The organism is Zoogloea sp. JDB1 (assembly GCF_056724025.1).
Window position 1 is genome coordinate 1,999,940 of record NZ_CM161496.1, and the last position, 26,129, is coordinate 2,026,068.

Genomic DNA, 26,129 nt, shown 5'->3' on the forward strand with positions numbered 1-26,129 from the left:
TCATTTATCCGCTCGCCGTTCTTTGGGCAAAGGCGGCACGGATCTTGATTGTGTAACTCATCCCGTTACAAAGGCGTGTTCATGACTTCCGTGCCGCGAATTCTCGTTTTGGGTATCGGCAATCTCCTGTGGGCCGACGAAGGTTTTGGTGTGCGCTGCGTGGAGGCGCTGGCCGAACGCTATGCGCTGCCGGACAACGTCACCGCGATGGATGGCGGCACCCAGGGCTTGTACCTGTTGCCTTATGTGGAGGAGGCGCAGCGCCTGCTGGTCTTCGATGCGGTGGATTACGGCGATCCGCCGGGCACGCTGCGCGTGGTGGTCGGCAGCGAGGTGCCGCGCTTCATGGGCGCCAAGAAGATGAGCCTGCACCAGACCGGCTTCCAGGAAGTGCTGGCCTCCGCGGAACTGCTCGGCCGCTTGCCCGAGGAACTGGTGCTGATCGGCTGCCAGCCGGTGGAGCTGGAGGATTTCGGCGGCAGCCTGCGCAATGCGGTGAAGGCGCAGATCGAGCCGGCGCTGGCGGTGGCCGGCGAATGGCTGGCCCGCTGGGATTCACCGCTGGTGCTGCGCGATGGCGCCGGGCCGCGCCTCAACGAAGGCAGTCTGGAAATGGCCAACTACGAGGCCGGCCGACCCAGCGAGCAGGATGCCTGCCGCTTCGGCGACGCGCGCTTCCTGCAGGAGGGCTGAGCCGTGTGCCTCGGCATACCGTACCGCGTCATTGAATCCGCTGGCTGGATGGCCCGCTGTGCGGGACCGGACGGCGAGCAACATATCGACCTGTCGCTGGTCGGCGAACAGCCGCCCGGCACCTGGCTGCTGACCTTTCTCGGCGCCGCGCGGGAGGTGATCGACGCCGACCGGGCTGCTGCCATCAACAACGCGCTGGCCGCGCTCGATGCGGCGATGGCCGGCGACCATGCGCGCATCGACGCGTTGTTTGCCGACCTGATCGACCGCGAGCCGAGCCTGCCCGATCACTTGAAGGATCTTTCATGAGCGTCCAATTCGCGCCGCCCCAGTCGTCTCTGGACAAGCTGGAAGCGGCCCTCAAGCGCCTGGCCGAGCGCCACGGCTTCGAGCGCGTCGCCGCCGCGGCTACTTTCGACGCCGGTGCGGGGCTGGCCGTGCTGCTGCTGACCGACGACCCCCAGCGCAGCCCGGAATCCCTCGACGTGATCGTCGTGCTGCCGGAGGCGCTGCAGGCCCTTGGCCTGCCGGCGCGGCGCTTCGCCGCCGATGCGCAGATCAGCCCGCAACTCGCCAAGCGGTTTGGCGCCAGCCGTTTCCCGACCGTCGTCGTGCTGCGCGACGGGGCCTACCTGGGCGCCTTCAGCGGCATCCTCGACTGGGGTCCCTTCGTCGGCGAGTTGCAGGCCCTGGCCGCCGCCGCCCCCAGCCGTCCCCCGATTTCCGTTGCCGTCCAGGACGCCAGGAGCTGTTCATGAAACCCTTCCCGATTCCCGTCGTGCCCGTCGGCCCCGGTTCGCAGACCGACGAAGCGCCCGACTACCTGGCCATGCCGAGCGGCATGAACACCTTCCAGGCGCCGCGCCTGCCGGAGGCCGCCAGCGCCGCCGACATCGCGCGGGCGGCGGAGGTGCTCGAAGGCTTGCTGGCGACAATGCGCAGCCAGCCTATCGACGCCGCCCGGCCGGCGACGGCGCTGCTCGATGGCGAGTCGGCTGGCGTCCGCGAGGTGCTGACCCAATCCCTAGGCTTCGGCGAGGTGTCCGCCTTCACGCTGGCGCCGACCCGGGTGCGCGTGCAGGAAACCGCCTTTGCCGCGCTGTGGCGGGTGCTGGAAGAGGGGGAGGGCGGCCGGATCGTCGCCGACCGCCTCGTCGCCAGCCCAGTGCCGGTCGAACTGTATGCGGCAATGCGCGCTACCACGCTGCCCGAGCTGAGCCTGCCGCCGCTGCTGCCCAACATGATGAACGGCGAGGCGCTGCTCGCCGAGGTCCAGCAGCAGGCCGCCCGTCACCAGTCCGGCAAGCCTGCCCATGTGATCAACCTGACACTGCTGCCGGTCACCGAGACGGACCTGGACTACCTGTACGGCGCCCTCGGCCACCGCGAGGTGTCGATCCTGTCGCGGGGCTACGGCAACTGCCGCGTCACCAGCACCCGGCTCGCCAACGTGTGGTGGGTGCAGTACTTCAACAGCATGGACAGCCTGATCCTCAACACCATTGAGGTGGTGGACATGCCCGAGGTGGTGCTGGCCGCCGCCGAGGACTACGATGACTCCATCGATCGCCTCGGCGAGTACATCCAGATGCTGAAGGAGGGCTGAGCATGTTCGAAGGCTCCTTTCTCGGTGACGGCGCCAAGCTGGCCGACACCGACAAGCTGGAATGCGGCATCTGCTGGTCGGTCTACGATCCGGCCGAAGGCGACGAACACTGGGGCATTCCGCCTGGCACGCCGTTCTCGCGGCTGCCGGAGCACTGGCGCTGCCCCACCTGCGACGCGCCGCAGCACAAGTTCATGGTGCTGAAGGATGACTGATCCGCTGGCCGCTGCCGGGCTGGTCGAGCGCATCGAGGCCTGTTACCGCGGTGTTGCCGCCGGGGCGATGGCCGACGTGCCGCTGTGCAATCCCGTGCTGTCCGTGCGGCTGCTGGGGCTGGCGGACTGGGAAGGTGTCCGCGTCGGTGCGCTGGTCATGCCATGGGCGATCAACCTGCTGCTGCTGCCCGGCAGCGCCCCGTGGCAGGCGGCCTCTGCGTTGTCCAAGCAGCAATGGCGTTTCCCGAGCGGCGATTACGAGTTCATCCACGCCGAGGATGTCGGCTTCGGACCCTTCCAGGTGTGCTCGCTGTTCTCGCCGGCGCTGGAGTTCGATTCGATGGAGGCCGCCTGCGCGACGGCCCAGGCGGCCTTGCTGGCCTTGCTGCGTCCACCGCTGGATGCCTCCATGGAGGCGCCGGCGGCCGAGCCCGTGTCGCGTCGGCGTTGGCTGTTCGGGCGCGGCCGCGTGTCGGCGGCTTGAGGCGGGAGGGCCAACCGTGACGAATGCTTCCCTGGCTGGAGGGCTGCATGTGCGGGCGTGCTGGACTGCCGGAAGCCTGCACGACTGGCAGCTCAGCCTGGTCCGGCCGCCGGTCACCCAGGCCCTCCTCGGGGTGGCGCCGGAGCAGGCGCTGGCCCGCGTGCCACTGTACTTCAGCCTGTGCGGTCACGCCCAGCGGGAAGCGGGGCGGCTGGCGCTGCTGGCGTCCGGGTGGGCCACCGAGGAGCCGCCGGAAAGCTGGCGGTTGTGGGCGGAGTGCCTGCACGAACACCTGTGGCGTCTGCTGCTCGACTGGCCGCGGCATTTCGGCGCGGCGCCGCAGACCGCGGCCTTTGCGGCCTGGCGCAGCGTGCGCGGGAAGGGCCGCTCGGCCCTGACGGTGGCGACCGCGAGGGTTCTGGACGAAACCCTGGGCGGCGATGGCAACGGCGGGCTGCTGGCGCCGGGTTTGAGCCGCCTGGACGCGGATGGCGCGTCGGCTGTTCGCCGGGGGCTCGAAGCCCGCCTGGCGGCATTCCGCGCCGCGCTGGAATCCCTTGCGCTGGATGACGTCTATCCCCATGGGAGTGGCGGTCGTCCCGCAGCCGGATACGGCGAGGCGTGGATCCACACGGCTCGCGGCGCGTTGCGCCATGAGGTGCGGATGGACGGGGGGCGTGTTGCCGGCTGGCGCGTGGAGGCGCCGACGGATCGCAATTTCTCCAGTGAAACGGGTATCGTGAAGCTGCTGCCAGCCGATTTGCCGACGCGGGCCGTGGCGCAGGAGGCGGTGGAGCGGGCGGTATTGCTGCTCGACCCCTGCGTACCGTATGAAGTGGAGATCGCGGATGCATGAAATGTCGCTGGCGGAAGGGATCCGCCAGATCGTCGAGGACGCCGGGCGCAGCCAGGGCTTCCACAAGGTCAAGACGGTGGTACTGGAGATCGGCCAGCTGTCGTCGGTGGAGCCGGACAGCCTGCGTTTCTGCTTCGACGTGGTGATGCAGGACAGCATTGCAGCCGGGGCTGTGTTGCAGATCGACAGCGTGCCGGGCAGCGGCTGGTGCATGCAGTGCGCCGAGACGGTGCCCGTTGCGGCGCTGTACGATCCGTGCCCGAAATGCGGCAGCTACCAGGTGCAGGCCACCGGCGGTACCGAGATGCGGGTCAAGGAACTGGAAATCGAATGAAGGTGGTTTGAGACATGTGCAATGTGTGCGGTTGCGGAACCGGAGAAACCCGCCTGGAGGGCGAAGCCCTCGATCACGAGCATGAACACGTGCACGCCGACGGCACCGTGCACCGCCATGCCCATCACCACGCGGACGAGCATGCGCACAGCCACGCCCCCTACCAGTGGGTGCCGGCCGGCGCCCATGGGCACACGCACCGCCACGCCGACGGCTCCGTGCATGTGCACGATCACGTCCATGAAGGCGAGCACATCGACGACCGCGGCGATGGCAGCGTGCACTACGGCCAGGGCCCGGCCGGTGCCCACGCGCCGGGCATGAGCCAGGCGCAGATGGTCAAGATCGAGCAGAACATCCTCGCCAAGAACGACGGCTACGCCGAGCGCAACCGCGGCTGGCTGGCCGACCGAGGCATCCTGGCGCTGAACCTGGTGTCCAGTCCGGGCTCCGGCAAGACCACGCTGCTGGTGCGCACCATCGAAGAGTTGAAGAACCAGATGCCGGTCGCCGTCGTCGAGGGCGACCAGCAGACCAGCTTCGACGCCGAGCGCATCCGCGCCACCGGCGCGCCGGCGCTGCAGATCAACACCGGCAAGGGCTGCCATCTGGATGCCCACATGGTCGGCCGCGCGCTCGAAAAACTGAGCCCGCCGGAAGACAGCGTGCTGCTCGTCGAGAACGTCGGCAATCTGGTCTGCCCGGCTGCCTTCGATCTGGGCGAGGCCGCCAAGGTGGTGGTGCTGTCGGTGACCGAAGGGGAGGACAAGCCCCTCAAGTATCCGGACATGTTTGCCGCCGCGCGCCTGATGCTGGTGAACAAGATCGACCTGCTGCCTTACCTGAGCTTCGACGTGCAGAAGGCCATCGATTTCGCGCGGCGGGTCAATCCCAGGCTCGAAGTGATCCAGGTCTCCGCCACCACTGGCGCCGGCTTCGCCGACTGGCTGGGCTGGATCGACGCCCGTCGCGAGGCGGCCCGCGCCGGGCGCCAGCAGACCGTCGACCAGCTACGCGCGCGCATCGCCGAGCTGGAAGCCCGGCTCGCTGCCAAAGGGTGACGCACCGATGCTGATGATCGTCGATCCGACCTGCGTCGCCCGCCGCCTGCGTGTGCGCGGCGTCGTGCAGGGGGTGGGTTTCCGGCCCTTCGTGTACCGCTTCGCCCGCAAGCTAGGCCTCACCGGCTGGGTGCGCAACGACGGCGCTGGCGTGGAGATCGAGATCCAGGGCGGCGAGGCCATTCTGGACGCCTTCACGCAATGCTTGGCCAGTGAGTCGCCGCCGCTGGCGCGGGTGGACTCCATCGAACCGGAAGTGATCGCGCCGGACTTGGCGCGCACCGAGTTCCTGATCCTGCCTAGCGTCGACGGCGTGGTGGCCACCGCCATTGGCCCCGACACCGCGATCTGCCCCTCCTGCCTCGGCGAGCTGTTCGACCCGGACGACCGGCGCTGGCGCTATGCCTTCATCAACTGCACCAACTGCGGCCCGCGCTACACGATCACCCGTAGCCTGCCCTACGACCGCGCCAATACCTGTATGGCGGCCTTTCCGCAGTGCCTGCATTGCGAGGCCGAATACGCCTTTCCGGGCGACCGGCGCTTCCATGCCGAGCCCAACGCCTGCCCGGTCTGCGGCCCGCAGCTGAGCCTCTACGAGCCCCACGGCGTCCGTGCGCTGGCCCGCGATCCGGTCGGCGAGGCGCTGCGCCGCCTGCAGCTCGGCGAGATCGTCGCGTTGAAAGGCCTGGGCGGTTTCCATCTGGCCTGCGACGCGGCGGACGGCGATGCGGTGACACGCTTGCGGGTGCGCAAGCGCCGCCCGCACAAGCCGCTGGCGCTGATGTTCGCCAACCTGGCCAGCATGAAGCGCTGGGCGCGCGTGTCGGAAGCGGAAGCCGCGGCGCTGGAGAGCCCCGAGCGGCCGATCGTGCTGCTGGAAAAACTGCCGGGCTTCGACCGGATGTTCCCGGGCATTGCACCGGGCCTCGATGAAGTCGGCGTGATGCTGCCCTACACGCCGCTGCAATACCTGCTCTTCCACGAGGCCGCCGGCCGGCCGGCCGGCACCGCGTGGCTGGCCGATGCACAGCCATTGGGCCTCGTAATGACCAGCGCCAATCCCCATGGCGAGCCGCTGGTGAAGGACAATGCCGAAGCCTTCGAGCGCCTGGCCGACATCGCCGACGTGCTGCTGATGCACGACCGGGACATCGTCGTGCGCTGCGACGACTCGGTGCTGCGCCTGCGGCCGGATCTGCCCGCCGGACCCCATGAGGCCGCCGGCGCCGGCATCCAGTTCATGCGCCGCGCACGAGGCTTCACGCCGCTGTCCCTGCCGCTGCCGGACGACGGCCCTGCCGTGCTGGCCTTCGGCGCCCATCTCAAGGCGACCCTGTGCCTGGCCCGTGGGCGCGAAGCCTTCCTGTCCCAGCACATCGGGGGCCTCGACAACCCGGCTGCCTGCGCGGCGCTGGACGAGGTGGCCGAACACCTGCAGTCCATCCTGTCGGTGCGGCCGGCTGCGGTGGCCCACGACGCCCATCCCGATTACTACTCGACACAGGCTGCTTTGGCCCTGGCCGAGCGCCTCGATATTCCGGCGATCGCCGTCCAGCACCATCACGCCCATCTGGCCGCGGTGTGCGCCGAGCATCGCCTTGCAGGGCCGGTGCTCGGCCTGGCTGCTGACGGCGTCGGCCTCGGCACCGATGGAATGCCGTGGGGCGGCGAGCTGCTCTACGTGGATGGCGCCGAGTTCCGCCGCCTTGGTCACCTCAGTCCGCTGCCGCTGCCCGGCGGCGACCGTGCGGCGCGGGAGCCGTGGCGGATGGCCTGCGGCGTGCTGCACGCGCTGGGGCGGGGGGCTGAGGCGAGTCCGCGTTTCCCCGATCAGGCCGTGGAGCAGGTGCTGGCGATGTTGCAGAAGGGCACCCGCTGCCCGCCGACCACCAGCCTCGGCCGCTGGTTCGATGCGGCGGTCGGTCTGCTCGGCATCTGCGACACGATGACTTTTGAAGGCCAGGCGGCGATGCTGCTCGAAACCCTTGCGCGGGCCTCCGGTAGCTGCCGGGCGCTGCCCGGCAGCTACTACATCGACGAACGCCCGGAGGTAGGCCTGTCGGTGCTCAATCTGTATCCGCTGCTGAATCACCTGGCCGACGAGGACGATGCGGCCCGCGGCGCGGCCCGCTTCCACGCCGGGCTGGTCAACGGTCTGGCCCAGTGGCTAGGCAATGCGGCCCTCGCCACCGGCATCCGCCAGGTCGCGCTGTCCGGCGGCTGCCTGCACAACCGCCTGCTCGCCAGCGGTCTGCGCGCGGGCCTGCAGGCCCGCGGGCTGAAGGTCTTCGAAGCCCAGCATGCGCCTCCCAGCGACGGTGGCGTGGCCCTCGGCCAGGCCTGGGTGGCCCGCGCGCAGCTGGCGCGGGGCGTGTGGTGAGCAGCCGGGCTGCCCGACAACAGGAAGGACTGATTTCATGTGTCTCGCAATTCCGACCCGCGTGGTTGAACTCCTGCCCGACGGCCAGGCCCTGGTGGACCTGGGCGGCGTGCGCAAGACGATTTCCCTCGAACTGGTGGACGACGTGCTGCCGGGCGATTACGTGATCGTCCACGTGGGCTACGCGCTGACCCGCCTCGACCCGGAGGAGGCCGAGCGCACGCTGGCACTGATGAAGGAAGCCGGCATCGACGTGGCCGGGGAGACAGCATCTGCATGAAGTACGTGGACGAATTCCGCGACGGGGAGGTCGCCCGCGGCCTCGCCGAGGCCATCGCCCGCGAGGCGCGGCCGGACCGGCGCTATGCTTTCATGGAGTTCTGCGGTGGGCATACCCACGCGATCTCCCGCTACGGCGTGGCCGACCTGTTGCCGCCCAAAGTGCGCATGATCCACGGCCCCGGCTGCCCGGTGTGCGTGCTGCCCATCGGCCGCATCGACCAGGCCATCGGCCTGGCGCTGGAGCGCGGCGTCACCGTGTGCACCTACGGCGACACCCTGCGCGTGCCTGCCTCCGGTGGCTTGTCAATGCTGCGCGCGCGGGCCAAGGGCGCCGACATCCGCATGATCTATTCGGCGGCGGATGCTCTGGCGCTGGCGCAGAAGGAGCCCCAGCGGCAGGTGGTTTTCTTCGCGATCGGCTTCGAGACCACCACGCCACCCACCGCTCTGGTGATCCGCCAGGCCGCCCAGTTGGGCCTGAAGAATTTCAGCGTACTGTGCTGCCATGTGCTAACGCCGTCGGCGATCACCGCGATCCTCGAATCGCCGGAGGTGCGCGAACTGGGCACGGTGCCGCTGGACGGTTTCATCGGGCCGGCCCACGTCAGCACCGTGATCGGCAGCCGACCGTATGCGCACTTTGCCGAGGAGTACCGCAAGCCGGTGGTGATCGCCGGCTTCGAGCCCCTCGATGTGATGCAGGCGATCCGCATGCTGGTGCGCCAGGTGAATGAGGGCCGGGCTGAAGTCGAGAACGAGTTCTCTCGCGCCGTCAGCGAGGACGGCAACTTGAAGGCCCAGGCCCTGGTGTCGGAGATCTTCGAGCTGCGCCGCGACTTCGAATGGCGTGGCCTTGGCACGGTGCCGTATTCGGCGCTGCGCATCCGCGAGCGCTTCGCCGACTTCGACGCGGAGGCGCGTTTCGGCTTGCGCTACCAGGGGGTGCCGGATCACAAATCCTGCGAGTGCGGGGCCATTCTGCGCGGCGTCAAGACGCCCCTCGACTGCAAGCTGTTCGGTACCGTGTGCACACCTGAGACGCCGATGGGGTCGTGCATGGTGTCGTCCGAAGGGGCTTGCGCGGCTCACTACACCTACGGCCGCTTCCGCGACATCCCGGTTGTTGCTGCATGATGGAGCGGTTTTGCCAAGTCCTTGTATCGAAAGGGAACAATGGCTTTGGCAGGCCGTTCGCGGGCCGTGCTTTATTACCGGAAACAGGGTTAAATCTCGTCTCGTTGCGGCCGATAAGCCGCCATAGGGCCCGTTCGAGGCCGAGCCAGGAGACAACAAGATGAACCTGTTCAAAAGCCTGCGAGGGACGCCGACCCCGGGTGTGGTGACCCTGCAATGCCGCGCTTCCGAGGTCGCCCAACGCCTCGCGTCCGCAGCCATCGCACCGACCTTCGTCGGCGGCTACGTGTCGCCCCACGTGGATATCGACCAGGTTGCCCGCGCCGTGACCGCCCGTTTCCCGGGCGTGTCGGTGATGTTGTGTTCCACTGCCGGCGAGCTGTGTGGCGAGACCGATAATCTGTACTGCCACACCGGCGAGCACTGGGATCGGGTGGTGCTGCAATGCTTCGACGCCTCGCTGATCGCCCGCGCGCAGGTGGTCGCCGTGCCGCTGGCCTGCGAGGACCTGCGCCGTGGCAAGTCCGAGGTGCCGGTGAAGGAGCGCCTGGCGCGCATCGCCCGCAACATCGAGGCGGTGCGCCTCGACATCGACATCGACTACCGGGACACGCTGGCCTATGTGCTGTTCGACGGCCTGTCCGCGTCCGAGTCCTTCTTCATGGAGGCGCTCTACGATTCCGGGCGCTTCCCCTGCCTGTTCGTCGGCGGCTCGGCCGGCGGCAAGTTCGACTTCAAGAACACCTGGATCCACGACGGCACTCGCCGCCTGGAGAACCACGCGCTGATCGCCTTCCTGAAGGTGGCCAAGGGCACCCGCTTCGGTGTGCTGAAGAGCCAGAACTTCGTGCCGGACGGCCCGCGCTTCCCGGTCATCGGAGCTTCGCTGGAGCAGCGCTACGTCAGCCAGGTGATCGCCGCCGACGGCCGCATCGTGCCCTTCATCGACGCGCTGTGCAGCCACTTCCGCTGCGAGCCGGCCCAACTGGAAGGTAAGCTGGCCGATTATTCCTTCGCGATCCAGGTCGGCAAGGAGATTTTCGTCCGCTCGGTCGTGAATGTGGACGTGCGGGCCGGCCGCGTGAACTTCTATTGCGACATCTCGCCGGGCGAAGAGCTGATGCTGGTCCGCCGGACCGGCCTGGTGCAGAGCACCGAGCAGGATTTCCGCAACTTCATGGCCGGCAAGCCCGGCGCGCCGGTGGCTGGCATCCTCAACGACTGCATCCTGCGCCGCCTGTACAACGACAAGGAGCTGTCCCGCGTCGGCAGCGCGCTGCCGTGCAAGCAGCTGGCGGGCTTCTCGACCTTCGGCGAGATCCTCGGCCTCAACCTGAACCAGACCCTCACCGCGGTGTTCTTCTTCCGCGTGCCAGAAGGCGCGCCGTTCCGTGACGACTACGTGGACAACTTCGTCGCCCACTACGGCGAGTTCAAGGCCTTCTTCCTGCGCCGCCAGAGCGCCAAGCTGACCGGCCTGTCGCGGGTCATCGTCAAGCAGATCGCCGACTACCAGGCCGAAGCCTTCGACAGCCAGCTTGATCCGTCGAACTTCGACGACAACATCGCGCAAGTGGTGAACGGCCTCAACAGCCTCGGCCAGACACTGCAGTCGTCCCATTCCCTGCGCGACCAGATGGCCCATCAGCTGGAGAGCTGCGCCGGCGACCTGTACTCCTCTGTGGGGGATCTGTCCGCGCACATCGACGAGCAGGAGAAGGTGGTGAACGCCGCCGGTGGCACGGTGAGTGAGCTGACCAACCAGGCTGCCGACAGTGCCGACAGCGCGCGCAAGCTGGCTCAGGCCAGCGGCCGTATCCAGGGCGTTGTCGAAGTCATCCAGCAGATTGCCGACCAGACCAACCTGCTGGCCCTCAACGCGGCCATCGAGGCTGCCCGGGCCGGCGAGGCCGGCCGCGGTTTCGCGGTAGTGGCCGACGAGGTGCGCAAGCTGGCCGAGAAATCCCGTGCCAGCGCCGGCGAGATCGGCAGCGACATCTCCACGCTGGCCAGCGAGATCGGCCGCGTCGCCCAGGAGATCGAACGCCAGGCCGGCGACGTGTCCAAACTGTCCGGCATGCTCACCGACATCCAGGCCTTCAGCGGCAAGACTTCCGAGACGGCCGACCATACCAAGGCGGTGGCCGACACCCTCAAACACCTGACCGAGAGCCAACTGACCCGGGGCTGACCCGGCGGGCACGCTTGCGCGTGCCGTGCCGCTCGGCCCCCGAACGACACGACACACCCATGCTGCCCTATGACCTCCCCACGCGCGGAGGCCGGCCATGTTGACCGGCGCCCTGCTCGGCATCGTCGAGGATGCCGCCTACGCGATCCTGACCCTCACCGACGGGGTGGATGACGCGACCCTGTTCTCCCTGCGCCTGACCCGCGACGAGGCGATCCGTCGCCTGATCGTCATCGCCGATTCCCTCGGCAACCTGCCCGCCGACGCGGCGGCGGCGCTGTCGTCCCTCGATCGGGACGGCTGGGCGATGGCCGCCCGCGGCCTGCACAGCATCCAGCGCGCTACGGTGGACGAGGCGCTGGCCTTCGGCGTGCGCTCCCTGGTGCCGGCGCTGATACTCAACCTGCGCCGCTACCGCCGCAGCCATCCCGACCTGTTCGTGTTCAAGCCCTGATATGAAAAAAGCCTACGTCCGCCCCCTCGACTTGCGCCACGGCAGCGTGGATCTTTCCCATGGCGGTGGTGGCCGTGCGATGGTCCAGCTGATCAGCGACATCTTCGCCCGCGCCTTCGACAACGAATGGCTGCGCCGCGGCGACGACGGCGCGGTGCTGCCGGCGCTGGCGCCCGGCGAGCGCCTGGTGGTGGCCACCGATGCCCACGTGGTGTCGCCGCTGTTCTTCCCCGGCGGTGACATCGGCTGCCTGTGCGTGCACGGCACCATCAACGACGTGGCGGTGATGGGCGCCCGCCCGCTGTATCTGGCCGCCAGCTTCGTGCTCGAAGAGGGCTTCCCGCTGGCCGACCTGCTGCGTGTGGTGCTGAGCATGGCGGCGGCAGCCAAGGAGGCCGGCGTGCCGGTGGTTACCGGTGACACCAAGGTGGTCGAGAAGGGGAAGGGTGACGGCATCTTCATCACCACCACCGGCATCGGCGCGCTGCCGGCCGGACGCGAGTTGTCCGGCGCCAATGCACGGCCTGGCGACGCGGTGATCGTCTCCGGCACCCTCGGCGACCACGGCATGGCGATCATGGCCCAGCGGGAGAACCTGGCCTTCGAGTCGGAAATTCGCTCCGACACCGCCGCGCTGCATGGCCTCGCCGCCGTGGCGATGGACGCTGCGCCGGAGCTGCGCCTGTTGCGCGACCCGACCCGTGGCGGCCTTGCCGCCACCCTCAATGAGATCGCCCAGCAGTCGGGGGTTGGCATCGTCCTTGACGAAGCCGCTATCCCGGTGGATCCGCAGGTCGCGGCCGCCTGCGAGTTCCTCGGCCTCGACCCGCTCAATATTGCCAACGAAGGCAAGCTGATCGCCGTCTGCCCGGCGGAGCAGGCCGAAGCGCTGCTCGCCGCGCTGCGCGCCCATCCCCTCGGCGCGCGGGCGGCGAAGGTCGGCGAGGTGATTGCCGACGACCACCGCTTCGTGCAGATGAAGACCGCCTTCGGCGGCCGCCGTATGGTGGACTGGCTGGCCGGCGAACAGCTGCCGCGGATTTGCTAACCCCCTCAGGAGAGACCGACCATGTACATCGCCATGAACCGTTTCCGCATCGCCCCAGGCCGCGAGGCCGAGTTCATCGACATCTGGAAGCAGCGCGAATCGCACCTGGACGAGGTGCCGGGCTTCAAGGAGTTCCACCTGCTGCAGGGCGCGACGACGCCGGAGTTCACGCTGTTCGCGTCCCATTCGGTGTGGGAGTCGGCAGCCGCCTTCGAGGCGTGGACCCGCTCCGAGGCCTTCCGCAAGGCCCACGCCGGCGCCGGCACGAGCCGCGACATCTACCTGGGGCCGCCACAGTTCGAGGGCTTCGAGGCCGTGCTGTAAATCGTGCGCATCCTGCTGCTGACCCATAGTTTCAACAGCCTGACCCAGCGCCTCTTCGAGGCGCTGGCGGTCCGCGGCCACACGCTGTCGGTGGAGTTCGACATCGCCGACTCGGTCACCACGGAGGCGGTCGCGCTGTTCCAGCCGGACGTGCTGCTGGCGCCCTTCCTCAAGCGCGCGATTCCCGAATCCTTGTGGTCCCGCCAGCTGTGCCTGATCGTCCATCCCGGCATCGTCGGCGACCGCGGGCCGTCGGCGCTGGACTGGGCGATCCAGTCCGGTGCGGCGGAGTGGGGCGTCACCGTGCTGCAGGCCGAGGCGGAGATGGACGCCGGCCCGGTGTGGGCCAGTGCGACCTTCCCGATGCGGGCGGCGAAGAAGTCCAGCCTGTACCGCAACGAGGTCACCGAAGCGGCGCTGGCCGCCGTGCTGGAAGCCCTTGACCGCGTGGAAGGCTGGCGCGCCGGCCGCTGGCAGCCGCGCCGTGTGCAGCCCGGCGATGCCGATGTGTTGGGCCACCTGCAGCCGCAGATGCGCCAGGCCGACCGTAGCATCGACTGGCAGCGCGACGGCACCGCGCAGATCCTCGCCCACCTGCGTGCGGCGGACGGTTTCCCCGGCGTGGCGGACAGCCTGTTCGGCGTGCCCTGCCATCTGTTCGACGCCCATCCGGCGTCCTTTGAACCCGACGCCACGCCCGGTGCATTGCTGGCCCGGCGGGACGGCGCGGTGCTGCGCGCCACGGTGGACGGGGCGGTGTGGATCGGCCACGTGAAGCGCGGCGACCGGCCGGACGCGATCAAGCTGGCGGCCACCGTCGCCTTCTCCGCCGAGGCCGCCGGCCTGCCCGAGCGGCCAAGCGAACTGTGGCGCGATGCCACCGACGACGGCGCCGAGCTGCGCTACCGGGAGGAGGCGGATGGGGCGGTCGGCGTGCTGAGCTTCGATTTCTACAACGGCGCGATGGCCACCGACCAGTGCCGGCGCCTGACCGCCGCCATCGACTTCGCCCGCAGCCGGCCGACCCGCGTGCTGGTGCTGGAGGGCGGGGCGGACTTCTGGTCCAACGGCATCCACCTGAACCGCATCGAGGCCGTGCAGCTGGACGGCGGTTCGGCGGCCGATGCGTCGTGGGACAACATCAACGCGATGGACGACGTGTGCCTCGCCATCCTGCAGCTCACCGACCGCCTGACGGTGGCGGCCCTGCGCGGCAATGCTGGCGCCGGCGGCTGTTTCCTGGCGCTGGCCGCCGACCATGTCTGGGCGCGGGAGGGGGTGATCCTCAACCCGCACTACAAGAACATGGGCAACCTGTACGGCTCGGAATACTGGACCTACCTGCTGCCGCGGCGGGTGGGGGCGGACGGTGCCCGCGCGATCATGGCCGCACGCCTGCCCCTCGGCGCGCCGCGGGCGGTGGATTGCGGTTTGATTGACGCCTGCTTCGGCGCCGACCGGCCGGCCTTCGAGGCCGAGGTGCTGGCCCGCGCCACCGCGCTGGCCGACGCGCCGGACTACGCCGAGCGCCTCGCCGCCAAACAGGCCCGCCGCGCCGCCGATGAGGCCGCCAAGCCGCTGGCCGCCTACCGCGACGAGGAACTCGCCCACATGCGCCGCAATTTCTACGGCTTCGACCCCAGCTACCACGGCGCACGCTACCATTTCGTGATGAAGAGCCCCCAGTCCTGGACCCCCCGCCACCTCGCCCGCCACCGGGAGGTCGGCCGATGAATACCCCTTTCAAACCTGCCGCCCGCCTGCCGGCGGTGCTGGTGGTGGATGACGAAGTTCGCTCCCAGGAAGCCCTGCGTCGCACCCTCGACGAGGAATTCGAAGTGTTCACCGCCTCGTCGGCGGCGGAGGCCGGCACTATCCTCGAACGGGAACCGGTCCAGGTGCTGCTGTGCGACCAGCGCATGCCCGGCGAGTCCGGCGTGGCCTTCCTGAAGCGCGTGCGCGAGCAGTGGCCGGATGTGGTGCGCATCATCATCTCCGGCTACACGGACTCCGAAGACATCATCGCAGGCATCAACGACGCGGGCATCTACCAATACCTGCTCAAGCCCTGGCAGCCGGACCACCTGCTGATGGCGATCCGCAACGCCGCCGAGCTGTACCGCCTGCAGGCCGAGAACCAGCGCCTCAGCCTGGAGCTGCGCACCGCCGGGCCGGTGCTGAAGAAGCGCGTCGAGATGAAGTACGAGCGGGTCAAGCGTGAGTTCGGCCTCGACGGGCTGACCCGTGCGCCGGGCAGTCCGCTCAACCCGGTCTGCGAGCTGATCGCCCAGGTCGCGCCCTTCGACCTGTCGGTGCTGATCTCCGGCGAATCCGGCACCGGCAAGGAGATGATCGCGCGGGCCCTCCACTACCAGAGCAGCCGCGCCGACAAGGCCTTCGTCATCGAGAACTGCGGGGCGTTGCCCGACCAGCTGCTGGAGGCCGAGCTGTTCGGCTACAAGCGCGGTGCCTTCACCGGTGCCTACGAGGATCGCATCGGCTTGTTCCAGCAGGCGGACGGCGGCACCCTGTTCCTCGACGAGATCGGCGAGACCTCGCCGGCTTTCCAGGTCAAGCTGCTGCGCGTGCTGCAGGAGGGCGAGTTCCGCCCGCTGGGCAGTACGCGGCCAGTGACGGTGGATGTGCGGGTCATCGCCGCCACCAACCGGGATCTGGAAACCGAAGTGCGGGAAGGGCGCTTCCGCGAGGATCTGTACTACCGGCTGGCCATCGTGCCGTTGCACGTTCCGCCACTGCGCGAACGGCCGATGGACATCCCGCTGCTCGCCGAGCGCCTGCTGGAGGTCAGCCGCAATGCCCTCGGCAAGGACAGCGAGGGCTTCACCCAGGAAGCCCTGGACTGCATGGCTGCCTACCGTTGGCCGGGCAATGTGCGGGAACTGCAGAACGCCATCCTGCGCATGCTGGCGCTGTCCGCCGAGCCGCGCCTGGGCGCCCACCTGCTGGCGCCGCGGGTGCTGCAGGCCGGCGCAGACGGCCGGGACGAGAGCCCCTACAACGGCGACCTGGAAGCGGTCGGCTTCAGCGGCACTTTGCAGGAGCGTGTCGACGCCCTCGAAGCCCGCGTGCTGAAGGAGACCCTGATCCGCCTGCGCTGGAACAAGACCCGCGCCGCCAACGAGCTGGGCCTGTCCCGCGTCGGCCTGCGTGCCAAGCTGGCCCGCTTCGGGCTGGATGGCGGCGACAAGGCGGGGGATGGGGAATGACATGCGGGCGCACGGTGGCTGACCGCCTTGCCTTGCCCCCACGCGTTTTATGGCATCTGTCGTGCGGGAGACTTGGATGAAGCTGCTGTGGCTGCAGTCCGGCGGTTGCGGCGGCTGCACGATGTCGCTGCTGTGCTCCGGCGCGCGGGACCTGCCCGGCCTGCTGGCATCGGCGGGCATCGAGCTGGCCTGGCATCCGTCCCTGTCGGAAGCCACCGGTGACGAGGTGCACGCGCTGCTCGCTGATTTCGAGTCGGGCCGCGAGGCGCTCGACCTGTTGTGCGTCGAGGGCTCCCTGCTCACCGGCCCCAACGGCAGTGGCCGCTTCCATATGCTGGCCGGCACCGGCCGGCCGATGATCGCCTGGGTGCGGGCACTTGCGGCCCGTGCCCGCTACACGCTGGGCATCGGCACCTGCGCGGCCTATGGCGGGATCACCGCCGCCGGCAACAACCCGGCGGGGGCGATCGGCCTGCAGTACGACGGCCAGCATCCGGGCGGGCTGCTCGGCGTTGATTACCGCTCGGCCGCCGGCCTGCCGGTGATCAATGTGGCAGGCTGCCCGACCCATCCGGACTGGGTGGTGGATACGCTGCTGGCGCTGGCCCTTGGCCAGTTCGCTGCCAGCGATATGGATGCCCTCGGGCGGCCGCGCTTCTATGCGGACCAGCTGGTGCACCACGGTTGCACGCGTAACGAGTTCTACGAGTTCAAGGCCAGCGCCGAGAAGCCCGGCGACCTGGGCTGCATGATGGAGCACATGGGTTGCAAGGGCACCCAGGCCCACGCCGATTGCAACATCCGCCCATGGAATGGAGTCGGCTCGTGCACTAACGGCGGCTACCCGTGCATCAGCTGCACCGAGCCCGGCTTCGAAGCGCCGGGCCATGCCTTCGCCCGCACGCCGAAGGTAGCGGGCATCCCGATCGGCCTGCCGTCGGACATGCCCAAGGCTTGGTTCGTCGCGCTGGCGGCTCTGTCCAAGTCGGCCACGCCGGCGCGGGTGCGCCACAACGCGGTGGCCGAGACGCCGGTGGTGGCGCCGGCCATCCGCAAGACCGGCTTGAAGTAGGGCGTGCCGGCGTCAGCCAGGAGAGCGCCCGTCGCGGTGTTGTGACGTGGCGGGCAGGTTGTCGTCGGACTGGCGCCGCCGGGCATCCAGTTTGTACAGCAGCAGATTGGCGGCGCCGATTGCCGCTGGCACCAGCCCCCAGACCGCCCGTTCGGGATGGCGGCTGCTGACCAGCAGCACGATGGCGATCGCGATACCGACGGCGAGCAGCAGCACTCCGCGCCGCAGGTAGTCGTCGGAAGTCCGGCTGCGGCGGCATCCGCTGCCTCCGTCCAGCAGCTCCGGCGGTAGCGGCGAGGGTTCCATGCCCTGCGCGATGGCCGCCATGCGTTCGGCGTGGACCAGCTCGGCGATGCGGATGCGCCGGCGATAGCGGAGGGCCGTGCCCAGGATGGCGATGCCGATGCCGAGCACGATGGCGGTGAGGGGCAGCGCGGCGCGCAGGATGGCGACCAGTTCGCTGGAGTCGTCGATGGACATGTGTGCATTCCTGTGTGGGTTGATGCCCTTGATACCTGGCCGCGAGGCGGCCGGTTTCGCCGCCGTTACAGATTTTTTTCGTGCCCGGTTGAAACCGGCTTGCATGTCGGAAAGTATCAAGCGGCATGGACCTTACTCCACCCCTTTCCTTGAGCTCGCCAGATTCCGACGCCGGCCGCCGCGATGCGGATATCGTCGCGCGGCTGGAGCGGGGCGACGGCGCCGCGGCCTTCGAGCAGCTGGTGGCGCGTTACGAACGCAAGGTTCATCGCCTGTGCATGGCTCTGCTGCGCGACGAGGCGCAGGCGCGGGATGCGGCCCAGGACGTGTTCCTGCGCGTGTGGCGGGCGCTGGGGACTTACGATCGCCGCAGCGCCGCTCCGTCCACCTGGCTGTACGCTATCGCCCGCAACCGCTGCCTGTCCCTGCTGGCGCGGCGCGACCCGGAGCATGCGTCCCTCAGCGTGCCGGAGGTGTGGGCCGAGGCGGAGGCCCTGGCCGCGCCGCCGGACATCGTCGGGGAAGGGCCGGCGGCCTTGCTCGCCCGCCTGGTGGATGCGCTGCCGGTGGCGTACCGCAGCTGCCTGACGCTGTTCTACTACGAGGACCGCTCGGTGGCCGAAGTGGCGCAGATGCTGGGTTTGCCCGACGGTACCGTGAAGACCCACCTGTATCGGGCGCGCAAGCTGCTGCTCGCCGAGTTCCAGCGCCGCGGGCTGGACGATGCTGGGTTGTGGCTGTAGGAAGGAAGACGCATGGACAAGACGAATCCCGATAGCGCCGAAGCCCGTGCGCTGCAGATGCTGGACAGCGCGTTGGGCAAGGTGCTGACGCCGCCGGCGCTGCCCGACGGTTTCCGCCAGCAGTTGATGGCCGCGATGCTGCAGGATGCGGCGGCCGACCTGGCGGCCCGGCAGGCCGCGCTGGAGGCGGAGCACGCCTGCCTGCTGGCGGGCCTGAAGGCGGAGCACGTGAGGCTGCGCCGGGATACGCTGGCGATAGTGGTCGGCTCGGCGTTTGCGGCCGGCGCCGCGTCCATGGTACTGGCGCCATGGCTGGTGGAGGCGTGGACGCTGGATACCGCCTGGGTCGCTCCAGTGCTGGCCAGCGTCCTCGGGCTGGGGCTGGCCGGCTGGGCCGGTCTGCGCCGTTTTGGCGTGCGGATCGGGAGCTAGCCGGGGCGGCGTTGTATCCTTCGGTCGAGATCAGCTCCCGTTCCGACCGCCATGTTCCGTTGTTGCCCGTCTTTGCCGCTCCATTCCGAAACCGTTACGGGCGTTGCCGGAGCGTGTCCGTGAGCCGGGTGACGGTGGGGCCTTTCAACCGCGTCGAGGGCGACCTGGAGGTCAGCCTGGAGATGGAGAACGGGCGGGTTGCTGCGGCCTACGTCAATTCACCGCTGTTCCGCGGTTTCGAGCAGATCCTGGTCGGCCGCGAGGCGCTGGATGCGCTGGTGATCGTGCCGCGTATCTGCGGCATCTGTTCGGTATCCCAATCGGCCGCCGCCGCCGCCGCGCTGGCCGACCTGGCCGGGGTGCAGCCTACGCCCAACGGTCGCCGGATGAGCAACCTGATCCTCGCCGCCGAGAACCTGGCCGATCATTTCACTCATTTCTACCTGTTCTTCATGCCGGATTTCGCCCGCGAGGCCTACCGGGCGCGGGCCTGGTTCCCGGCCGCCGAGGCGCGCTTCAAGGCTGTCAGCGGAACGGCGACGCGCGACGCACTGCCGGCGCGGGCGGGCTTCCTGCAGATCATGGGCCTGCTCGCAGGCAAGTGGCCCCACTCGCTGACGCTGCAGCCGGGTGGCGTGGCGCGGGCACCCCAGGCGGCCGAGCGCCTGCGGGTCTTTGCAGCGCTGCGTGAATTCCGCGGCTGGCTGGAGCGGCAGCTGTTTGGCGACAGGCTGGAGGCCATCGCGGCCCTCGATTCACAGGTTGCGCTGCATCGCTGGATGGACAGCCGGCCGGCGGAGGCCAGCGATTTCCGCCTGTTCCTGGAGATTGCTGAGGATCTGCAGCTGGCGCGCTACGGTCGGGGCACGGACCGCTTCTTGAGTTACGGCGCCTATCCGAAAGCCGGCGGTGGCTGGCTGTTTCCGCGCGGCGTGCTGGATCTGCCGGCGGGGGCGCTGCAGCCCTTCCTGCCCGGAGACGTGCTGGAGGACGTCAGCCATGCCTGGCTGGAGGACGAGCCGCCGCGCCATCCGTCGGAAGGCGAGACGCGGCCGCTGGAGGACAAGCCGGGGGCCTACACGTGGTGCAAGGCGCCGCGCTGGCAGCAGCAGGTGGTGGAATGCGGCGCGCTGGCCCGCCAGGTCGTCGCCGGCCATCCGTTGATCCGCGAGCTGGTGGCCCAGGGCGGCGGCAATGTGTTCAGCCGGGTGGTGGCGCGTCTGCTGGAGCTGGCCATCGTGGTGCCGGCGATGGAGAACTGGCTGCGCGATGTGGACAACAGCCCGTTCTGCGCCCAGGTGGCGTTGCCCGGCGACGGGCGCGGCGTCGGTCTGGTGGAGGCGGCCCGTGGTGCCCTGGGGCACTGGGTCACGCTGCGCGGCGGGCATATCAGCCGTTACCAGATCATCGCGCCGACGACCTGGAACTTTTCGCCGCGGGACGCCGCCGATATTCCCGGGGCGCTGGAGCAGGCCCTGGTCGGCCTGCCGGAAGACCAGCCCTTGCTGGTGCAGCACGTGGTGCGTAGCTTCGATCCCTGCATGGTCTGCACGGTCCACTGAACAAGGGCGGAGGAGCGGCTTAGCGGTTCCCCTGGCGTTCTTCCCGCGGCCCTTCCTGATGCTGCGGGCCACGGTCGTGGCCGGTGCCGCGCTCCTGGCGTGGCGGTTGTGCTTCGCGCTGCGGCTCGGGGCGGGCAGGGGGCGGAGTGAAGGCCCGCGGCGGCTCCTGGCGAGGCGGTGCTGCGTGTTCCGGGCGGGGCTGTGCGTTCTGCATGCCGCCGCCGTTCCAGCCGGGGGTCTGGGCCGGCATGGCGTTGCGCGGGGGCTGCTGCTGTTGCTGGGGAATGGCCTCCTGGCGCGGCGGCCGGTTGCGTTCCCTGTCGCCTTCACGTTCGCGCCCACGCTCGGCCTCGCGGCGCCCTTGTTCGTGTTCCCAGCCCCTGTCCCGTTCCCTCTCGCGCTCCCGATCATGGTCGAAGCGCGGTGCCGGGTAGGGCTGGCTCCAGCCTCCCGGAGGCGGCATGGCCCGCGGCGGATGCATGACGGGCGCGGCCGGGGGGGGGCGGTCACGCCAGCGGTCGCGGTCGCCGTACCAGGGCTGGCGGCGGTAATGGGCGCCCCAGTAGTCGCTGATGTAGAAGCTGATCAGCGGGATGCCGAGTGTCGGTCCGTACTGCAGGATCGGTACGCTGCTGCCCCCCCACGGGTAGTACAGGCTGCCGGCGAAGACCCAGCCGCGGGCCCCGAAGGACAACTGTACGTCGCACCACTGGTAGTCCGACAGGCAGCCGAAAAGGCGGGCCTCCATGCCTGGAGCCAGCGTCATCAGGATGGGGTAATCGGGGGCCGGGCCTGCGAACAGCTGGACCGGTTCCGCGATCAACACGGTCTGGGCCTGGGCGGCGGCAGGGACAAGAACGGCCGCGAGGGCAAAGGGGCGGAGCAGACGGGCGATGGCGGGCATGATGGGCTCCCGGGGTGGGCCGGGTCAGGGTAAGGGCGAAGGTTCCTGTTTTTTATCTTAGAGCCCCTTCGTAAGCGCTTCGACAGGACTCTGTAAGCGCAGATTACCACCGCAGGCGGAAGGCCATGAAAGCCTGTCGGCCCCTCATGCGGCGGTAAAGTTGTCGGGCAGAACGCCGTAGAGCAGGGCATCTTCACGTCTGTACTGAGGTTCGCCATGAAAATCGCCGCATCGAGCATGGAAATGCAAGCCAGCCATCGCAGCCAGGCCACGCTGGCGGTAGATGAGCGTCTGTCGGCATGGGGTGGGCGCCGGCCGGATACGGCCGGGCAGAGCCGCCTGGCGCGCAGCGTGGTGGTGTCCCAGGCGGCCCGCCAAGCCCTCCGCCAGGAACAGGCCCAGGCTTCGGCCACGGTTGCCAAGTCGGGTGACGACGATGGGACGAAGAACGATCCCAAGCTGGCGTTGCTCAAGACCATCATCGAGCAACTGACCGGCCAGCGAATCCGCCTGATGTCGGTCGATGGGCTGAGCACTGCGCAGCAAACGGCGACGGCAGTCTCATCGGCTGCGGCGCAGGCTTCGGCACCCGAATTCGGTATCGCCTACGACCGCACGGAAACCCGTACCGAGTCGGAGGAAGCCCATTTCGAGGCGAGCGGTACAATCCAGACCGCAGACGGCCAGCGCATCGATTTCAACGTTGCGCTGTCGATGGCGCGCAGCGAAACGACGACCAGCAGCGTGAGCCTGCGGGCTGGCAATGCGGTGAGCAAGGATCCGCTGGTGATCAACTTCGACGGCCAGGCGGCTAGCCTCACTAGCCAGCGTTTCAGCTTCGACCTGATGGGCGACGGCCGGCAGGTGGACATGCCGCTGCTTGGCCAGGGCAGCGGCTTTCTGGTGCTTGACGCGGTGGATAGTGGGAAGGTGGCTTCGGGTAAGCAGCTTTTCGGGCCAGCCAGCGGTGACGGTTTTGCCGACCTCGCCAAGTACGACAGTGATGCCAGTGGCTGGATCGACGAGGCCGACGCGGTGTTCGACCGCCTTGGCGTGTGGACGCCCGATGCCGCGGGTGGCGGCAGCGTGCGCTCCCTGCGCGATGCCGGTGTCGGTGCGCTGTACCTGGGGCGGACGGCGACCCCGTTCACGCTGAAGGACGGCGCCGCGCTGGGGGCTGTGCGCAGCACCGGTGTCTACGTGGCCGAGGACGGCCGCGTGGGGACGATGCAGCAGGTGGATGTGAATGTCTGAGCGGTTCAGGCCAGCGGTGCCAGCAGGTAGACCTTGGCCTCCATTGCCAGCGGTGGTCCGCCGGGGCGCTCGAAATCGTCCTCCAGCACGGTTTCGCCGTGGACGAGGGTGACATCGCAGGCTCCGCCGTAGAGGCTGCTGATTTCCGCGTCGATCTGGTAGGGCGGCGGGGGCTGGTCACCTTCCGGTGATTCCATTGTTATGAGAAGGGTGCGGCTGTGGGCGGGCAGGATGCGGATCATGTGGCGGGCGTAGTCGCGTCGGCGGGCCTCGGGTAGTGCCGTGAGCGAGCTGCGGTCGTACACGACGCTCACATCGGCCACATGGGCGGGAGTGAGATCGAAAAGATCTCCTTCGAGAATGGTGATGGGGCCATGTCGCCATACGGTGAAGCGACCTTTTCGTGTGCGTTGTGGCGTCAGGCCGCTTTCCCGGAAAAAGGCCGTTATGGCGATAGGGCTCAATTCCACACCCATTACGTGGTGGCCCTGTTCTGCCAGCCACTGCAGGTCACGGCTCTTGCCGCACAGGGGCACCAGGATGCGGCAGTCAGGTGCCAGTTCCAGGTTCGGCCAGATGCGTTGCAGCAGGGGATTGCCATCCACCTGGTGGAAGTCAATGTCGTTGCGTCGCCAGCAGTCACGCCAGTCCTGATTGCTCATGGAGTCTCCTTGGGCTCATACGGGCCGGACACGACTCGGGCGAGCAATGCGGAGGCAGGTATGACGGAAGAGCAGCAAGTTCCGTTCCGCAGTGCAAAACGGTGTCTCTGCCGGGCTGGCGGGACACCGTTGTCGCAAAGCCACCGGGCAGCCTGTCGTGGAGGGGGGCGAGTCGGCTTTCCTTCAGTCCAGTGCGCTGATTTTCGCCCTGAAGGCTGGCGGAATGAGGGCGGCGCGCCGGGCGGCATAGTCGAAGAACAGGATGCCCATCTTGCCGCGGGCCACTTCGCGGCCGCTGGCCTTGTCGGCGGCCATCCACATGAGGTCGAAGCCGTACTTGTTGAAATCGGCGGGGGTCATCGAGAACGCCAGGGTCTCGCCGTGGAAGGCTTCGGACTTGTATTGCAATGCGGCATCGGCGACCACGATGCCGACTCCTTCCACATCCAGCTCGTCATAGCCGAAGGAGCGGAAGAAGCGCACCCGTGCCTCCGACAGCAGCCCGATGAGAGCGGCGTTGTCCAGGTGCTGGGCCTTGTTTATGTGGGTGATGTAGATCGGGATGTCGGTCGAGAAAAGGAACTGCCCGGGCAGTTCGATCTGGATGCGGGCCATGGGATGTCCTTAGGGGGCGATAGGTCTGTCATTCGATTATCGCAGTGCAACGAAGCGTATGGGGCGTCGATTGCGGCGCGCCGGGACGAGAGGCAGAATGCTTCGCCTGACCTTGCCTGGAGCGCCCCGTGGAACGTTTCACCATCTCCCTCGACGAAGACCTGGCCCGCGAGTTCGATACGCTGATCGCCGCCCGTGGCTACTCCAACCGTTCGGAGGCGGTGCGCGACATCCTGCGTGCCCAGCTGGAGAGCAACCGGCTGGCGCGGGAAGAGGCGGGGCATTGCATCGCCAACCTGTCCTACGTCTATAACCACCACGAACGGGAGCTGGCGGAGCGCGTCACCCACGACCAGCACGAGCACCACGACCTGTGCGTGGCGACGCTGCATGCCCACCTGGATCACGACAACTGTATGGAGAGCGTGATCCTGCGCGGGCCGACGGCGGAGGTGCGGGCCTTTGCCGACGCGCTGATTGCCAAGCCGGGCATCCGCCACGGTGCGCTGAACCTGGTGACGGCGGAGTTCGGTGCGCAGAGCCACAGCCATCCCCATGCCGATGGCCGCGCCCATCCCCATGGCCACTATCGGCCGCGGAGCTGAGCATGGCCGACGGTGAGCGTCGCCTGCCGGATTCCTCCGCCTTGCTGGCTGCGGCGCCGGAAGGCGTGGGAGAGGGCGCCTGGATCGACGTGATCCAGAAGATGGATGAAGTCTATTCCGACCTGTTGCAGTACGAGGTCGCTCTCGAGGAGAAGAACGCCAAGCTGGAGGAGAGCCAGGGCTTCATCCTGTCGGTGCTGACCTCGATCTCCGACATCCTGGTGGTGTGCGACCGGCGCGGCCGCATCGAGGAGGTGAACCGTTCGCTGGAGGCCTTCACCGGGCGGGTCTCGGACGCCCTGCGCGGCATGCCGTTCTTCGAGCTGCTGGCCGATCCGGCGGCCGTCGAGGTGGCGCGTGGCTGGTTCGCGCTGCGCGGCGATGCGCCCATCCACGATTGCGAGTTGGCCTTGCGGGCTGCCGACGGCAGCGCGGTGCCGGTTTCCGTCAACTGTACGCCGCGCTATTCCTCGGTGGGCAAGTCGCTGGGGATGGTGATCACAGGGCGGCCGGTGGGGGAGCTGCGCAAGGCCTATTCGGCGCTGCGCCAGGCCCACGACGATCTCAAGCGGACCCAGCAGCAGCTGCTGCACTCGGAGAAGATGGCTTCCCTCGGCCGCCTGGTGGCCGGCGTCGCCCACGAGCTCAACAACCCGATCAGCTTCATCCTTGGCAACACCCACGCGCTCAAGCGTTATGCAGAGCGTCTGGCGGAATACCTGGCGGCGGTGCATGCCTGTGAGCAGCCGGAAGTCCTGGGCGAGCTGCGCCAGCGCCTGCGTATCGACCGTATCCTCGGAGATCTGAATCCGCTGATCGAAGGCACCATCGAAGGGGCCGAACGGACCCGCGACATCGTCGATGGCCTGAAGCGCTTCTCCGCGTTGGACCGGGAGGAGAGCAGTCGTTTCGATCTGGTGGCGGTGATCGGCCGCTCGGTGAACTGGGTGTGCAAGGCGGCACCGGAGCGTTTTGTTGTGGACGTCCGCCTGCCGGCCGAGTTGCCGGTGATTGGCTCGTCGGGGCAGATGCAGCAGGTGGTGATGAATCTGGTGCAGAACGCCGGTGATGCCACCGCCGGCCAGGATTCGGCGCGCCTGCAGATCGACGGGGTGATCGAGGACGGGGCAGTGGTGGTGCGCTTCCATGACAACGGGCCCGGTATCGACGCCCGCCATCTGCCGCACATCTTTGACCCCTTCTTCACCACCAAGCCGGTGGGCAGCGGAACCGGTCTGGGCCTGTCGATCAGCTACGGCATCGTCGAGCGCCATGGCGGTGCGCTGAGTGCCGGCAATCATCCCGACGGCGGTGCGGAGTTCGTACTGCGTCTGCCGTGGGCGGGGAGCGGGGCTACGATGGAGACGTCCTGAGCCGGCTGGAAAGTCGGCTTGCTGTGTGGGCGCACAGCCGGCAGGCGGCTTGCCGTCATCAGGAGGGCGGGGCTTGCGGTGACGCGGCCCAGGCCTGTGGCACGGATGTTGTATGAACTAAGATAGTTTCTTCAT

At 68.5% G+C, this 26,129-nt stretch carries 29 protein-coding genes and 1 pseudogene; 26 read left to right on the forward strand and 4 right to left on the reverse strand.

What is annotated here, in order from left to right; genetic code table 11:
* The first annotated feature begins 81 nt into the window (after window positions 1-81).
* The 20 genes and pseudogenes from AC1PPK_RS08865 (at window position 82) to AC1PPK_RS08960 (ending at window position 17,364) form a co-directional block, all read left to right on the forward strand.
* Window positions 82-693: a HyaD/HybD family hydrogenase maturation endopeptidase gene (locus AC1PPK_RS08865; protein WP_481117474.1), complete on the forward strand. Its 612-nt coding sequence runs from the start codon at window positions 82-84 to the stop codon at window positions 691-693.
* A gap of 3 nt (window positions 694-696) precedes the next feature.
* Window positions 697-1,002: a HypC/HybG/HupF family hydrogenase formation chaperone gene (locus AC1PPK_RS08870; RefSeq protein WP_481117475.1), complete on the forward strand. Its 306-nt coding sequence runs from the start codon at window positions 697-699 to the stop codon at window positions 1,000-1,002.
* Complete coding sequence (locus AC1PPK_RS08875; protein WP_481117476.1) at window positions 999-1,451, forward strand: thioredoxin domain-containing protein; 453 nt, start codon at window positions 999-1,001, stop codon at window positions 1,449-1,451. Before AC1PPK_RS08870 ends, AC1PPK_RS08875 begins: the two co-directional genes overlap by 4 nt.
* A complete protein-coding gene (locus tag AC1PPK_RS08880; protein ID WP_481117477.1) occupies window positions 1,448-2,299 on the forward strand; it encodes a hydrogenase expression/formation protein in 852 nt (283 codons plus the stop codon). Before AC1PPK_RS08875 ends, AC1PPK_RS08880 begins: the two co-directional genes overlap by 4 nt.
* A 2-nt stretch (window positions 2,300-2,301) precedes the next feature.
* Window positions 2,302-2,514 (forward strand): rubredoxin, encoded by a 213-nt coding sequence (locus AC1PPK_RS08885; RefSeq protein WP_374481889.1) that lies wholly within the window; start codon window positions 2,302-2,304, stop codon window positions 2,512-2,514.
* Window positions 2,507-2,998: a [NiFe]-hydrogenase assembly chaperone HybE gene (gene hybE / locus AC1PPK_RS08890; RefSeq protein WP_481117478.1), complete on the forward strand. Its 492-nt coding sequence runs from the start codon at window positions 2,507-2,509 to the stop codon at window positions 2,996-2,998. The genes AC1PPK_RS08885 and hybE overlap by 8 nt, the downstream gene beginning before the upstream one ends.
* A gap of 16 nt (window positions 2,999-3,014) precedes the next feature.
* Window positions 3,015-3,854, forward strand: a complete 840-nt coding sequence (locus AC1PPK_RS08895; protein WP_481117479.1) for a hypothetical protein — start codon at window positions 3,015-3,017, stop codon at window positions 3,852-3,854.
* Window positions 3,847-4,188, forward strand: coding sequence for a hydrogenase maturation nickel metallochaperone HypA (hypA, locus tag AC1PPK_RS08900; RefSeq protein ID WP_481117480.1), 342 nt, complete (start codon window positions 3,847-3,849; stop codon window positions 4,186-4,188). The genes AC1PPK_RS08895 and hypA overlap by 8 nt, the downstream gene beginning before the upstream one ends.
* A 14-nt stretch (window positions 4,189-4,202) precedes the next feature.
* Window positions 4,203-5,249, forward strand: a complete 1,047-nt coding sequence (gene hypB, locus AC1PPK_RS08905; protein ID WP_481117481.1) for a hydrogenase nickel incorporation protein HypB — start codon at window positions 4,203-4,205, stop codon at window positions 5,247-5,249.
* Between the two features lie 7 nt (window positions 5,250-5,256).
* Window positions 5,257-7,632, forward strand: a complete 2,376-nt coding sequence (gene hypF, locus AC1PPK_RS08910; RefSeq protein ID WP_481117482.1) for a carbamoyltransferase HypF — start codon at window positions 5,257-5,259, stop codon at window positions 7,630-7,632.
* Between the two features lie 37 nt (window positions 7,633-7,669).
* Window positions 7,670-7,912 (forward strand): HypC/HybG/HupF family hydrogenase formation chaperone, encoded by a 243-nt coding sequence (locus AC1PPK_RS08915; protein WP_481117483.1) that lies wholly within the window; start codon window positions 7,670-7,672, stop codon window positions 7,910-7,912.
* Entirely contained in the window at window positions 7,909-9,048 is a 1,140-nt protein-coding gene (gene hypD, locus AC1PPK_RS08920; RefSeq protein WP_481117484.1) for a hydrogenase formation protein HypD, read from the forward strand. The genes AC1PPK_RS08915 and hypD overlap by 4 nt, the downstream gene beginning before the upstream one ends.
* 160 nt (window positions 9,049-9,208) lie before the next feature.
* Window positions 9,209-10,357: pseudogene (locus AC1PPK_RS08925) on the forward strand (FIST signal transduction protein); the annotation flags it as partial.
* 327 nt (window positions 10,358-10,684) lie between these two features.
* Window positions 10,685-11,239, forward strand: a complete 555-nt coding sequence (locus tag AC1PPK_RS08930; RefSeq protein WP_481118199.1) for a methyl-accepting chemotaxis protein — start codon at window positions 10,685-10,687, stop codon at window positions 11,237-11,239.
* Window positions 11,240-11,336: 97 nt separating this feature from the next.
* Window positions 11,337-11,693 carry a hypothetical protein gene (locus tag AC1PPK_RS08935; protein WP_481117485.1) on the forward strand — a complete coding sequence of 119 codons (357 nt, stop codon included), beginning with the start codon at window positions 11,337-11,339 and terminating at the stop codon, window positions 11,691-11,693.
* A gap of 1 nt (window position 11,694) precedes the next feature.
* Window positions 11,695-12,741, forward strand: coding sequence for a hydrogenase expression/formation protein HypE (hypE, locus tag AC1PPK_RS08940; protein ID WP_481117486.1), 1,047 nt, complete (start codon window positions 11,695-11,697; stop codon window positions 12,739-12,741).
* 21 nt (window positions 12,742-12,762) lie between these two features.
* Complete coding sequence (hmuQ, locus tag AC1PPK_RS08945; protein ID WP_481117487.1) at window positions 12,763-13,065, forward strand: heme-degrading protein HmuQ; 303 nt, start codon at window positions 12,763-12,765, stop codon at window positions 13,063-13,065.
* Window positions 13,066-13,068: 3 nt separating this feature from the next.
* Window positions 13,069-14,799 carry an enoyl-CoA hydratase-related protein gene (locus AC1PPK_RS08950; protein WP_481117488.1) on the forward strand — a complete coding sequence of 577 codons (1,731 nt, stop codon included), beginning with the start codon at window positions 13,069-13,071 and terminating at the stop codon, window positions 14,797-14,799.
* Window positions 14,796-16,292, forward strand: coding sequence for a sigma-54-dependent transcriptional regulator (locus tag AC1PPK_RS08955; RefSeq protein ID WP_481117489.1), 1,497 nt, complete (start codon window positions 14,796-14,798; stop codon window positions 16,290-16,292). Before AC1PPK_RS08950 ends, AC1PPK_RS08955 begins: the two co-directional genes overlap by 4 nt.
* A 76-nt stretch (window positions 16,293-16,368) precedes the next feature.
* Window positions 16,369-17,364, forward strand: coding sequence for an NADH-quinone oxidoreductase subunit B family protein (locus AC1PPK_RS08960; RefSeq protein WP_481117490.1), 996 nt, complete (start codon window positions 16,369-16,371; stop codon window positions 17,362-17,364).
* A 12-nt stretch (window positions 17,365-17,376) separates the two neighbouring features.
* Here AC1PPK_RS08960 and AC1PPK_RS08965 read toward each other — a convergent pair whose 3' ends face one another.
* Entirely contained in the window at window positions 17,377-17,844 is a 468-nt protein-coding gene (locus AC1PPK_RS08965; protein ID WP_481117491.1) for a DUF6249 domain-containing protein, read from the reverse strand.
* Window positions 17,845-17,993: 149 nt separating this feature from the next.
* Here AC1PPK_RS08965 and AC1PPK_RS08970 point away from each other — a divergent pair, with 149 nt between their 5' ends.
* The 3 genes from AC1PPK_RS08970 (at window position 17,994) to AC1PPK_RS08980 (ending at window position 20,581) form a co-directional block, all read left to right on the forward strand.
* Window positions 17,994-18,587, forward strand: coding sequence for an RNA polymerase sigma factor (locus AC1PPK_RS08970; protein ID WP_481117492.1), 594 nt, complete (start codon window positions 17,994-17,996; stop codon window positions 18,585-18,587).
* Window positions 18,588-18,599: 12 nt separating this feature from the next.
* Window positions 18,600-19,019, forward strand: coding sequence for a hypothetical protein (locus AC1PPK_RS08975; RefSeq protein ID WP_481117493.1), 420 nt, complete (start codon window positions 18,600-18,602; stop codon window positions 19,017-19,019).
* 119 nt (window positions 19,020-19,138) lie between these two features.
* Entirely contained in the window at window positions 19,139-20,581 is a 1,443-nt protein-coding gene (locus tag AC1PPK_RS08980; protein WP_481117494.1) for a nickel-dependent hydrogenase large subunit, read from the forward strand.
* A gap of 19 nt (window positions 20,582-20,600) precedes the next feature.
* Here AC1PPK_RS08980 and AC1PPK_RS08985 read toward each other — a convergent pair whose 3' ends face one another.
* Complete coding sequence (locus tag AC1PPK_RS08985; protein WP_481117495.1) at window positions 20,601-21,485, reverse strand: SH3 domain-containing protein; 885 nt, start codon at window positions 21,483-21,485, stop codon at window positions 20,601-20,603.
* 216 nt (window positions 21,486-21,701) lie between these two features.
* On the opposite strand from AC1PPK_RS08985, the gene AC1PPK_RS08990 reads away from it, so the two are divergent.
* Window positions 21,702-22,739, forward strand: a complete 1,038-nt coding sequence (locus tag AC1PPK_RS08990; RefSeq protein WP_481117496.1) for a hypothetical protein — start codon at window positions 21,702-21,704, stop codon at window positions 22,737-22,739.
* Window positions 22,740-22,744: 5 nt separating this feature from the next.
* On the opposite strand, the gene AC1PPK_RS08995 is transcribed toward AC1PPK_RS08990, so the two are convergent.
* A complete protein-coding gene (locus AC1PPK_RS08995) occupies window positions 22,745-23,401 on the reverse strand; it encodes a thiopurine S-methyltransferase (RefSeq protein WP_481117497.1) in 657 nt (218 codons plus the stop codon).
* A gap of 183 nt (window positions 23,402-23,584) precedes the next feature.
* Entirely contained in the window at window positions 23,585-24,016 is a 432-nt protein-coding gene (locus AC1PPK_RS09000; protein WP_481117498.1) for an acyl-CoA thioesterase, read from the reverse strand.
* Window positions 24,017-24,144: 128 nt separating this feature from the next.
* Here AC1PPK_RS09000 and nikR point away from each other — a divergent pair, with 128 nt between their 5' ends.
* A complete protein-coding gene (gene nikR, locus AC1PPK_RS09005) occupies window positions 24,145-24,621 on the forward strand; it encodes a nickel-responsive transcriptional regulator NikR (RefSeq protein WP_481117500.1) in 477 nt (158 codons plus the stop codon).
* A gap of 2 nt (window positions 24,622-24,623) precedes the next feature.
* Window positions 24,624-25,994, forward strand: a complete 1,371-nt coding sequence (locus tag AC1PPK_RS09010) for a sensor histidine kinase (protein ID WP_481117501.1) — start codon at window positions 24,624-24,626, stop codon at window positions 25,992-25,994.
* Window positions 25,995-26,129: the final 135 nt, after the last annotated feature.

Bases quoted from the DNA above. Each gene is read 5' to 3' on its own strand.
- AC1PPK_RS08865 (WP_481117474.1), top strand. From the start codon at position 82: ATGACTTCCGTGCCGCGAATTCTCGTTTTGGGTATCGGCAATCTCCTG.
- AC1PPK_RS08875 (WP_481117476.1), top strand. From the start codon at position 999: ATGAGCGTCCAATTCGCGCCGCCCCAGTCGTCTCTGGACAAGCTGGAA.
- AC1PPK_RS08880 (WP_481117477.1), top strand. From the start codon at position 1,448: ATGAAACCCTTCCCGATTCCCGTCGTGCCCGTCGGCCCCGGTTCGCAG.
- AC1PPK_RS08885 (WP_374481889.1), top strand. From the start codon at position 2,302: ATGTTCGAAGGCTCCTTTCTCGGTGACGGCGCCAAGCTGGCCGACACC.
- hybE (WP_481117478.1), top strand. From the start codon at position 2,507: ATGACTGATCCGCTGGCCGCTGCCGGGCTGGTCGAGCGCATCGAGGCC.
- hypA (WP_481117480.1), top strand. From the start codon at position 3,847: ATGCATGAAATGTCGCTGGCGGAAGGGATCCGCCAGATCGTCGAGGAC.
- hypB (WP_481117481.1), top strand. From the start codon at position 4,203: ATGTGCAATGTGTGCGGTTGCGGAACCGGAGAAACCCGCCTGGAGGGC.
- hypF (WP_481117482.1), top strand. From the start codon at position 5,257: ATGCTGATGATCGTCGATCCGACCTGCGTCGCCCGCCGCCTGCGTGTG.
- AC1PPK_RS08915 (WP_481117483.1), top strand. From the start codon at position 7,670: ATGTGTCTCGCAATTCCGACCCGCGTGGTTGAACTCCTGCCCGACGGC.
- hypD (WP_481117484.1), top strand. From the start codon at position 7,909: ATGAAGTACGTGGACGAATTCCGCGACGGGGAGGTCGCCCGCGGCCTC.
- AC1PPK_RS08930 (WP_481118199.1), top strand. From the start codon at position 10,685: ATGGCCCATCAGCTGGAGAGCTGCGCCGGCGACCTGTACTCCTCTGTG.
- AC1PPK_RS08935 (WP_481117485.1), top strand. From the start codon at position 11,337: ATGTTGACCGGCGCCCTGCTCGGCATCGTCGAGGATGCCGCCTACGCG.
- hypE (WP_481117486.1), top strand. From the start codon at position 11,695: ATGAAAAAAGCCTACGTCCGCCCCCTCGACTTGCGCCACGGCAGCGTG.
- hmuQ (WP_481117487.1), top strand. From the start codon at position 12,763: ATGTACATCGCCATGAACCGTTTCCGCATCGCCCCAGGCCGCGAGGCC.
- AC1PPK_RS08955 (WP_481117489.1), top strand. From the start codon at position 14,796: ATGAATACCCCTTTCAAACCTGCCGCCCGCCTGCCGGCGGTGCTGGTG.
- AC1PPK_RS08960 (WP_481117490.1), top strand. From the start codon at position 16,369: ATGAAGCTGCTGTGGCTGCAGTCCGGCGGTTGCGGCGGCTGCACGATG.
- AC1PPK_RS08965 (WP_481117491.1), bottom strand. From the start codon at position 17,844: ATGTCCATCGACGACTCCAGCGAACTGGTCGCCATCCTGCGCGCCGCG.
- AC1PPK_RS08975 (WP_481117493.1), top strand. From the start codon at position 18,600: ATGGACAAGACGAATCCCGATAGCGCCGAAGCCCGTGCGCTGCAGATG.
- AC1PPK_RS08985 (WP_481117495.1), bottom strand. From the start codon at position 21,485: ATGCCCGCCATCGCCCGTCTGCTCCGCCCCTTTGCCCTCGCGGCCGTT.
- AC1PPK_RS08990 (WP_481117496.1), top strand. From the start codon at position 21,702: ATGAAAATCGCCGCATCGAGCATGGAAATGCAAGCCAGCCATCGCAGC.
- AC1PPK_RS08995 (WP_481117497.1), bottom strand. From the start codon at position 23,401: ATGAGCAATCAGGACTGGCGTGACTGCTGGCGACGCAACGACATTGAC.
- AC1PPK_RS09000 (WP_481117498.1), bottom strand. From the start codon at position 24,016: ATGGCCCGCATCCAGATCGAACTGCCCGGGCAGTTCCTTTTCTCGACC.
- AC1PPK_RS09010 (WP_481117501.1), top strand. From the start codon at position 24,624: ATGGCCGACGGTGAGCGTCGCCTGCCGGATTCCTCCGCCTTGCTGGCT.